Source organism: Streptomyces sp. NPDC058008, from assembly GCF_042886395.1.
Taxonomy (GTDB): Bacteria; Actinomycetota; Actinomycetes; order Streptomycetales; family Streptomycetaceae; genus Streptomyces.
In genome coordinates, this window is record NZ_JBHVQX010000010.1 from 223,880 (window position 1) to 232,579 (window position 8,700).

Here is an 8,700-nt window from a genome sequence, read left to right on the forward strand (position 1 = left end):
AGTACGGGTCCCCCTCAGTCCTTGGCCACGGCGCGCAGCCGGTCCATCACGTCGGCCCGCAGATCGGCGGGTTCGCCGACGATCACGTCGGGCCCGAACTCCACGAGCCAGGCGTCCAGTCCGTGACCGTACGGGATCTCCAGCTCGTCCCAGCCGTCACCGAGCTCCCGTACCGATATCGCCCGGGAACGCAGCGGATAGCCGGAGCCCGTGCGCAGCCTGATCCGGGCGGTCCTGGTGGCGGTCTCGCCCGCCCAGCTCTCCACCGTCTCACGGACGGTGACGGCGTCGGGGACGCGGGTCGTGAAGGCCCCGGCGCGGGAGCGGACCCGGCCGGAGATCCGGGAGAGCCGGAAGACCCGCTCGGCACCCCGGTCGCGGTCCCAGCCGGCCAGGTACCAGTGGCCCCGCCAGCACTCCAGCGTCCACGGCTCGACCTGGCGCTGCTCGGGACGGGCCGCGTTGCCCTTGCGGTAGTCGAACGTCACCGGGCGCCGGTCGCGGCAGGCCAGCATCAGCGGCTCGAAGGCCGCCTCGTGGACGGGGATACGGGGTTCGAGGGCGCTGTGCACCTCGTAGTCGTCCTCGGCCTCCGGCATTCCGGCGGCCCGCAGCTTCTGGAGGGCCCCGCTGGCGGCGCCGGCGAGCCGGGCCTGCTGCCAGACCTTGGCGGCGAGCCCGAGGGCCGCGGCCTCCTCGGCGTCCAGGGTGATGGGAGGCAGCCGGTTGCTGTCACGGCGCGCGAGGTACCCGGTGTCGCCGTCCAGGTTCTCCACGGTCTCGATGATCAGGCCGAGTTCGCGCAGATCGTCCTTGTCGCGCTCGAACATCCGGTTGAAGGACTCGTCGGAGCCCGCCTCGAGGTAGGCCTCGATGGAACCGCGGAGCTCACGCTTGCTGAGCGGACGCCGGGTACCCAGCAGACACAGTGCCAGGTTCATCAGCCGTTCGGCCTTGGCAATCGCCATCGACGCCCTTTCTCGACGTGCTCTCCGACCGTCGACCGTACCGCCCCGGGGTGTCCGGACCAAAGCCGAGGGCCCGTGCCTTGCGGCACGGGCCCCGGCTGCTGCGACCGTACGGATCAGACGCCCACGAGGTCGCAGACGAAGATCAGCGTCTCGCCCGGGGCGATCGTGCCGCCGCCCGCGCCGCGGTCGCCGTAGGCGAGGTGCGCGGGGATGGTCAGCTGACGACGGCCGCCGACCTTCATGCCCTGGACACCCTTGTCCCAGCCGGCGATGACCTGGCCGGCACCGAGCTGGAAACGCAGCGGCGTGCCGCGGTTCCACGAGGCGTCGAACTCCTCGCCGGTGGAGAAGGCCACACCGACGTAGTGCACGGAGACGGTCTGACCCTCCTGGGCCACCGGTCCGTCGCCCTCCCAGATCTCCTTGATCTCGAGGTCGGCCGGCGGCTCGCCACCCGGGAAATCGATCTCGGGCTTGTCGATGCTCACTGAACTGCTCCTCCTGCTGATGAACTGGGCAACCGGGACAGTCTTACATCTTCGCCAGGAGGTCCACCGCGAAGACGAGGGTGGACTTGGCGGGGATGGTCTGCTGCGCCTTGTCGCCGAAGCCCTGGTCCGGCGGGATGACGAGCAGCACACGGCTGCCGATCTTCTTGCCGACCAGGCCGTTCTTGAGGCCCTTCAGGGTGACCTGGCCCAGCGGGAAGGTCTGGGTCTTGCCCGCCTGGTAGGTGCTGTCGAAGGGCTTGCTGTCCTTCCAGAGCAGACCCACGTAGTTCACGACGACGCTGTCGGTCTCCTTGATGACCTCGCCCTTGGACTCCAGGACGTAGTCGGAGACGAGCTTGGTCGGCGGGTCGCTCTTGGGAATCGTGACGGACGGCGCCTTGCCGTCGGTCTTGGTGCCCACCTTCGGCAGGTCGATGTTGTCCTGGGCGACCGGGGTGCCCTCCGCGGACGCCGGGACCTGCGTCGCCTGCACGATGTCGACGACGAAGACCAGGGTGGCGTTGGGCTTGATGTCGCCCTGGCCCTGCTCGCCGTAGCCGAGGCTCGGCGGGATGACCAGCTCGACACGGCTGCCGGCCTTCTGGCCCACGAGCCCCTTGTCCCAGCCCTGGATGACCATGCCGGCGCCGAGCGTCAGGTCGAAGGGCTGCTTGCGGTCGAAGCTGTTGTCGAACGGCTCGGTGGAGTCCCAGGCCTGGCCCAGGTAGTTGACCTGGATCGCGTCGCCGGTCTTGAGCTTCGCGCCGTCACCCTCACTGATGACGTCGGTCTTCAGCTCCTTGGGGGGATCGCCCTCACCCTTCGCCAGGGTGGGCTTCTCGCCGAACTTCGCGCCCGCGGTGATCGCGGGGACGCCCTTCTCGGTCGAGGCGGAGTCGGAGGCCTTGTCGTCGCCGCATGCCGCCGTGGAAAGCAGCAGAAGGGGGACGACGAGAAGGCCGGCAAGTCGGCGCACTGGTTCCTCAGATCTCAGACGGCACGTGGATGGTCCCCCGACACTCTAAGGGCTCACCCGCCGTCCCCGGCGGGTGCACGACGACACCCACGGGACCCCGCCGCCCCACCGGATCGCCCCGGTACGTCCGTTCGTCCACGCCCCTGCGGCCCCACGGCCACCGACGTCGCGCCGGGCCCCCGGACGGAGCGACGGGCCCCGCACGAGGTACGTACGAGGCCCGGTCACACACGGGAAGAACGCTCCCGTCACGGCTCACATGCCCGCGATCAGCTTCTCCACCCGGTCGTCGACGGAACGGAAAGGGTCCTTGCACAGCACGGTGCGCTGCGCCTGGTCGTTCAGCTTGAGGTGGACCCAGTCGACGGTGAAGTCCCGCCGCTGCTCCTGGGCCCGCCGGATGAAGTCGCCGCGCAGCCGCGCCCTGGTCGTCTGCGGGGGCACCGACTTGCCCTCGAAGATCTTCAGGTCGTTGCAGATGCGGGCGGCCTGGCCCTTGCGCTCCAGCAGGTAGTAGAGCCCGCGCCGCCGGTGGATGTCGTGGTAGGCGAGGTCTATCTGAGCGACCCTCGGGTTCGACATGGTCATGTTGTGCTTGGCCCGGTACCGCTCGATGAGCTTGTACTTCATGACCCAGTCGATCTCGGTGTCGATCCGGTCGAGGTCCTCGGCCTCGATGGCGTCGAGCGTGCGGCCCCACAGTTCGAGGACCTGGTCGACGGTGCCGGTGCGGATGCCGCGCCGTTCGACGAAGTCGACGGCCTTCTCGTAGTACTCGCGCTGGACCTCGATGGCCGACGCCTCGCGGCCGCTGGCCAGACGCACCTTGCGCTGTCCCGTGATGTCGTGGCTGACCTCGCGGATGGCCCGGATCGGGTTCTCCAGGGTCAGGTCGCGCATCACCGTGCCCGCTTCGATCATGCGCAGCACGAGGTCCGTGGCGCCGACCTTCAGGAGCATCGTCGTCTCGGACATGTTGGAGTCACCGACGATGACGTGGAGGCGGCGGTACCGCTCCGCGTCGGCGTGCGGCTCGTCCCGGGTGTTGATGATCGGGCGGGAGCGCGTCGTGGCCGAACTGACGCCCTCCCAGATGTGCTCGGCCCGCTGGCTCACGCAGTAGACGGCGCCGCGCGGGGTCTGCAGCACCTTGCCCGCACCGCAGATGAGCTGGCGGGTGACGAGGAACGGAATGAGGATGTCCGCGAGCCGGGAGAATTCCCCGTGCCGGGCCACGAGGTAGTTCTCGTGACATCCGTAGGAGTTTCCGGCCGAATCGGTGTTGTTCTTGAAGAGATAGACGTCGCCCGCGATTCCCTCCTCGTGCAGGCGGCGTTCTGCGTCGACGAGCAGGCCTTCGAGAATGCGCTCGCCCGCCTTGTCGTGCGTGACCAGTTCGGTCACGTTGTCGCATTCGGGGGTCGCGTATTCCGGATGCGATCCCACGTCGAGGTAGAGGCGGGCGCCGTTCCGCAGGAAGACATTGCTGCTGCGGCCCCATGACACAACACGGCGGAAGAGGTAGCGCGCCACTTCGTCAGGTGACAGTCGGCGCTGTCCCCTGAACGTGCACGTGACGCCGTACTCGTTCTCCAGCCCGAAAATGCGGCGGTCCATGACTGAACATTACGCCTTATGGCCTGAGCTGAAACCGGGTTCGACAGCACCGTTTCGATCATTTTCCGAACCGGTCACGACCGCGGGCGTACGCCCGGGAGCTGCGAGGACCCTCCCGGTGGCCAGCAGAACCGTCAGGGCCGCCACTCCACCGGCCCCCGCGACGGCGAAACTCCACGCCGTCCCGCCGAGCTCCACCGCGGGTCCCGCCACCGCCGTGCCGGCCGCCGCGCCCACCCCGAACGTCGTCACGAGCCAGGAGAACGCCTCGGTCACCGTGCCCCTGGGCGCGTGCCGGTCCACCACGATGAACGAGCAGGCGATCGCCGGGGCCAGGAACACCCCGGCGAGCGCGGCCAGGGCCGTCATGGCGGGCACACCGGGTGTCAGCGTCAACGGCAGGTAGCACACGGCCAGCAGCGCCACGATGACCCGCAGCCTCCGCTCGGGCGCACCGGCCCACTGCCGCGCCCCGTACACCGCTCCGCCGATCAGCGCGCCGAGGCCGAGCGCGGCCATCAGCCAGCCGTACACGGACTCCCGGCCGTGGTCGTCGGCGTACGCCACACCCGCCACCGTGATCGAGCCGAGCGCGAGCCCGACGAAGAAGAAGGCGCCCAGCAGCGCGAGCAGCCCCGGCGAGCGCAGCGCACCGAGCCAGTGGGCCTCGCGGGGCGCCGAACGCCACGTCCTGGACGGCTCGGACAGGACGACGGACAGCGCCCCCAGGACTCCGATGGCGTTGATGACCAGGAGCGCCGCCGCCGGGGACCAGAGGGACACGAGGACCGTCACCAGGAGCGGCCCCAGCGTGAACATGACTTCCTGGGCCACCGCGTCCATGGCGTACGCCCGGTGCACGCGGTCCTCCCCGCCGAGGACCGACGGCCACAGGGCACGCAGACCGCCCTCCAGCGGCGGCGTGAACACACCGGCCACCACGACCGCCGCGTACGCCACGGGGAGCGGCCCGAGTCCGGTCAGGGCGAGCGCGGCCATACCGAGCGCGGACAGGACGGCGGCGGGCAGCTGGACGCGCGGCTGTCCGTACAGGTCCACGGCGCGGCCCAGCAGCGGCTGCCCCACCGCGGTGGCGAGACCGTACGCCGCCGCCAGCGCGCCGGCCAGCGTGTAGCTGCCGCCCTCGGCCCGGGTGAACAGGACGATCGCGATGTGGGCCGTGCCGCTCGGCAGCCGTCCCACCAGCGTCCCCGCCAGCAGCCGGGCGGCATGCCGCGCCCGGAGGATGTCCAGATATCCCGCGGCCATGTCCGCCCCTCTCCCCCACCGGTGCCACCACCCTGGGGTTTTACGTATAACGTCGGCGTTCATACGTACCATGTGGGCAGCCCGGGAGTCCATCCCACCGCAACCGACCGGCCCAGCACGGAGGCACGAGTGAGCAGCGCGCGACAGCCCGCCCCACCCCGGCCCACCAGCCGTGACGTGGCACGGGCCGCGGGCGTCTCGCAGGCCACCGTCTCGCTCGTGCTCGGGGACAAATGGCGGGGCCGGGTGTCCGCCCCGACCGCCGAACGGGTCCGCGACAGCGCGCGTGACCTCGGCTACCGCCCCAACTTCGCCGCCCGCAGTCTCCGGACGGGCCGCACCCGCACGGCCCTCCTCGTCGTCCCCGCGCTCACCAACGAGTTCTTCGCCCGCGTCCACACCGGTGCCGCGGCCGTCGCCGCCGAGCACGACTTCGGCGTCGTCCTCTACCCCTCCCCCGACGGGACGGGCCCCGCCAGGGACCCGTTCGCCTCGGCACGCGCGGCCCTCGACGGCGTGATCGCCTCGTCGATGGCCACGGACGCCCTGGGGGCGCTGCGGGGCGCGGACCTGCCCCTGGTGATGCTGGACAGCGACCCCGACGGCCACGGCGCCGCGGCCCACGTGAACCTCGACATCGCGGACGGCATGCGCCAGGTGACGGGCCATCTGCTGGACCTCGGCCACCGCCGGATCGTGCACCTCGCGTCCGCCGTGGACACCTGGACCTTCACCGTCCGGGCCCGGGCACTGCGGGAGACCGTGAGCGCCGTCCCCGGCACCGTCCTGCGCACCGTGACCGCCCCGCTGGACGTACGGGCCGCACGGGAGGCGGCCGAGACGGTCCTGCGCTCCCCCGGCCCCCTGCCCACGGCCATCGTCTGCGACGACGACATCCTGGCCGCCGGCGCCTGCAAGGCCGTACGCAGACGGGGCCTGCGGGTCCCCGACGACATCTCCGTGACCGGCTTCGACGACCTGGCACTCGCCACCGCGGTGGAACCGGAGCTCACCACCGTGTGCCTCCCGGCCGAACAGGTCGGCGAACGGGGCATGACGGCCCTGCTGGACGTCCTGGCAGGGCGCCCCGCCGACCACCGCGATCTCCCCGTCCGCCTGACGGTACGCGGCTCCACGGCGCCCCCGCCCGCCTCATGACGGTGCCCCCGGCCGCGTGGCCGGGGGCACCGTCGGAGCGCTGCCGGAACCCGCTACTCCTTCGCGGCGCCGTCCGTGCCCTCGTCGGAACCGCCGGTGCCCTTCGCGGGGGTGCCGCCGTCCTCGGGCTCCTCGGTGTCCGACGGCGCGTCCGTCGGGGTCGCGTCCGCGCCGTCCGCCTCCAGCAGCCTCGCCAGCTGCCGGCCGACGATCCGCTTGAACTTGCGCTGCTGCGGCCTCGTCCGGTCCAGGACCGCGACCTCGAGGCGCTCGGCGGGGATCTCCCGCTCGTTCCCGTTGGCCTCGCGGGACAGTGCCTGCACCGCCAGCTTCAGCGCCTCGGCGAGCGACATCCCGTCGCGGTGCCGCTGGTCGAGGAAGCTGCTGATCTGCTCGGCGTTCCCGCCGACCGCGACGGAGCCGTGCTCGTCCACGATCGAGCCGTCGTGCGGCAGCCGGTAGATCTGGTCGCCCTCGGGCCCGGCACCGACCTCGGCGACGACCAGCTCCACCTCGTACGGCTTCTCGGCCGCGCTGGAGAAGATGGTGCCGAGCGTCTGTGCGTAGACGTTGGCCAGCCCACGGGCCGTCACGTCGTCGCGGTCGTAGGTGTATCCGCGCAGATCGGCGTAGCGGACCCCGCCGATGCGGAGGTTCTCGTACTCGTTGTACTTGCCGGCGGCGGCGAAACCGATCCGGTCGTAGATCTCGCTGAACTTGTGCAGCGCGCGGGACGGGTTCTCGCCGACGAACACAATGCCGTCGGCGAACTGCAGCACAACCAGGCTGCGACCACGGGCGATGCCCTTCCGGGCGTATTCCGCCCGGTCGGCCATGGCCTGCTGGGGTGAGACATAGAACGGCGTCGACACCGGCTATCCGTCCCTTTCTGTCAGTGACGAGTGCATCGGAGAAGCAGCGGGCCCGGTCAGAGAAGCGCGGCGCGGGGGCCGTCCGGCTCCTCGAGCCGGCGCTCCAGGATCGCGCGCGCGATCTCCGAGGACTCCGTGTCGTTCAGCCTGCGGAAGCCCTCGTCGGTGATGACGGTGACGATCGGATAGATCCGGCGGGCCACGTCCGGGCCGCCGGTCGCCGAGTCGTCGTCGGCCGCGTCGTACAGCGCCTGCACGACCAGGGTGAGCGTCTGCTCCTCCGTCAGGTCGTTGCGGTACAGCTTCTTCATCGACCCGCGCGCGAAGACGGAGCCGGAACCGGTGGCCGCGTAGCCGTGTTCCTCGGAACGGCCGCCGGTGACGTCGTAGGAGAAGATGCGGCCCTTCTCGCGGTCGACGTCGTACCCGGCGAAGAGCGGGACGACCGCCAGGCCCTGCATGGCCATCGCCAGATTGCTGCGGATCATCGTGGAGAGCCGGTTGGCCTTGCCCTCCAGGGAGAGCGTGGTGCCCTCGACCTTCTCGAAGTGCTCCAGCTCCAGCTGGAACAGCTTGACCATCTCCACGGCGAGCCCCGCAGTGCCGGCGATGCCCACCGCGGAGTACTCGTCGGCCGGGAACACCTTCTCGATGTCGCGCTGCGCGATCATGTTGCCCATGGTCGCCCGCCGGTCACCGGCGAGCACCACGCCACCGGGGAACGAGGCCGCGACGATGGTCGTGCCGTGCGGCGCCTCGACCGTGCCCTGCAACGGCGGCAGGCTGCGGTTGCCGGGAAGGATCTCGGGTGAGTGGTCGGACAGGAAGTCCATGAACGAGGACGAACCCGGCGTCAGGAAGGCAGCTGGTAGACGCCCGGTGCTACGAGTGTTGGCTTCCACGCGTTTCCCTCCAGGTATGCGATGGCCCTGCGCAAGGAGTCAGGATCATCCCCCGACTTGCCAATGGCCGAATTACGGTCGAAGCACAGTACGCCTCGGACCCTACCCGTCTTGTGACGGTGATCCACATGAACGGCGGGGGCAGCTGGACAGATCGTGCGGACACCCGACCGCGACGGGACCATGGCGTCGCGCCGAGCCTCGGTCATGCCGTAGTGGCGCTTCGGACGACCTGCGCGCCCCTGAATGGCCATGCACGCTTTGCAGCGTGCCGCCAGGCCGTCGGTGGCAGTGGAGTTACGGTGCCACTCGCTGTGCGGCTTGACCTCGCCGCACGTCCGACACTCCTCGTGCCCCTGCGGAACGTCCACGCGCTCCCTCACCGGCTTGCCTTGAGCCTCCCGGCGGCGCCGGGGGTGCGTGGCCCCGTACGGGGCCACGCAC

At 70.6% G+C, this 8,700-nt stretch carries 9 protein-coding genes; 1 reads left to right on the forward strand and 8 read right to left on the reverse strand.

What is annotated here, in order from left to right:
• Nucleotides 1-14: 14 nt before the first annotated feature.
• The 5 genes from ACFVS9_RS13240 to ACFVS9_RS13260 form a co-directional block, all read right to left on the reverse strand.
• Entirely contained in the window at nucleotides 15-968 is a 954-nt protein-coding gene (locus ACFVS9_RS13240) for a helix-turn-helix transcriptional regulator (RefSeq protein WP_389931834.1), read from the reverse strand.
• A 116-nt stretch (nucleotides 969-1,084) separates the two neighbouring features.
• Nucleotides 1,085-1,459, reverse strand: a complete 375-nt coding sequence (locus tag ACFVS9_RS13245) for an FKBP-type peptidyl-prolyl cis-trans isomerase (protein WP_389931836.1) — start codon at nucleotides 1,457-1,459, stop codon at nucleotides 1,085-1,087.
• Nucleotides 1,460-1,502: 43 nt separating this feature from the next.
• The gene (locus ACFVS9_RS13250) at nucleotides 1,503-2,438 is read right to left on the reverse strand and encodes an FKBP-type peptidyl-prolyl cis-trans isomerase (RefSeq protein WP_383113404.1); all 936 of its coding nucleotides are present in this window, start codon (nucleotides 2,436-2,438) and stop codon (nucleotides 1,503-1,505) included.
• A 255-nt stretch (nucleotides 2,439-2,693) separates the two neighbouring features.
• Nucleotides 2,694-4,055: a Pup--protein ligase gene (gene pafA, locus ACFVS9_RS13255; protein ID WP_383113405.1), complete on the reverse strand. Its 1,362-nt coding sequence runs from the start codon at nucleotides 4,053-4,055 to the stop codon at nucleotides 2,694-2,696.
• A 9-nt stretch (nucleotides 4,056-4,064) separates the two neighbouring features.
• Complete coding sequence (locus tag ACFVS9_RS13260) at nucleotides 4,065-5,324, reverse strand: MFS transporter (RefSeq protein WP_383113406.1); 1,260 nt, start codon at nucleotides 5,322-5,324, stop codon at nucleotides 4,065-4,067.
• A gap of 129 nt (nucleotides 5,325-5,453) precedes the next feature.
• On the opposite strand from ACFVS9_RS13260, the gene ACFVS9_RS13265 reads away from it, so the two are divergent.
• Nucleotides 5,454-6,482, forward strand: a complete 1,029-nt coding sequence (locus ACFVS9_RS13265) for a LacI family DNA-binding transcriptional regulator (protein WP_389931838.1) — start codon at nucleotides 5,454-5,456, stop codon at nucleotides 6,480-6,482.
• 53 nt (nucleotides 6,483-6,535) lie between these two features.
• On the opposite strand, the gene prcA is transcribed toward ACFVS9_RS13265, so the two are convergent.
• From prcA to ACFVS9_RS13280, 3 genes are read right to left on the reverse strand one after another with little or no spacing between them, the layout of a single operon-like run.
• Complete coding sequence (gene prcA, locus ACFVS9_RS13270) at nucleotides 6,536-7,354, reverse strand: proteasome subunit alpha (protein WP_383113408.1); 819 nt, start codon at nucleotides 7,352-7,354, stop codon at nucleotides 6,536-6,538.
• Nucleotides 7,355-7,410: 56 nt separating this feature from the next.
• On the reverse strand, nucleotides 7,411-8,256 hold the full coding sequence (gene prcB, locus ACFVS9_RS13275) for a proteasome subunit beta (protein ID WP_383113409.1): 846 nt from the start codon (nucleotides 8,254-8,256) through the stop codon (nucleotides 7,411-7,413).
• Complete coding sequence (locus tag ACFVS9_RS13280; protein WP_389931846.1) at nucleotides 8,208-8,510, reverse strand: endonuclease VII domain-containing protein; 303 nt, start codon at nucleotides 8,508-8,510, stop codon at nucleotides 8,208-8,210. The genes prcB and ACFVS9_RS13280 overlap by 49 nt, the downstream gene beginning before the upstream one ends.
• Nucleotides 8,511-8,700 lie beyond the last annotated feature (190 nt).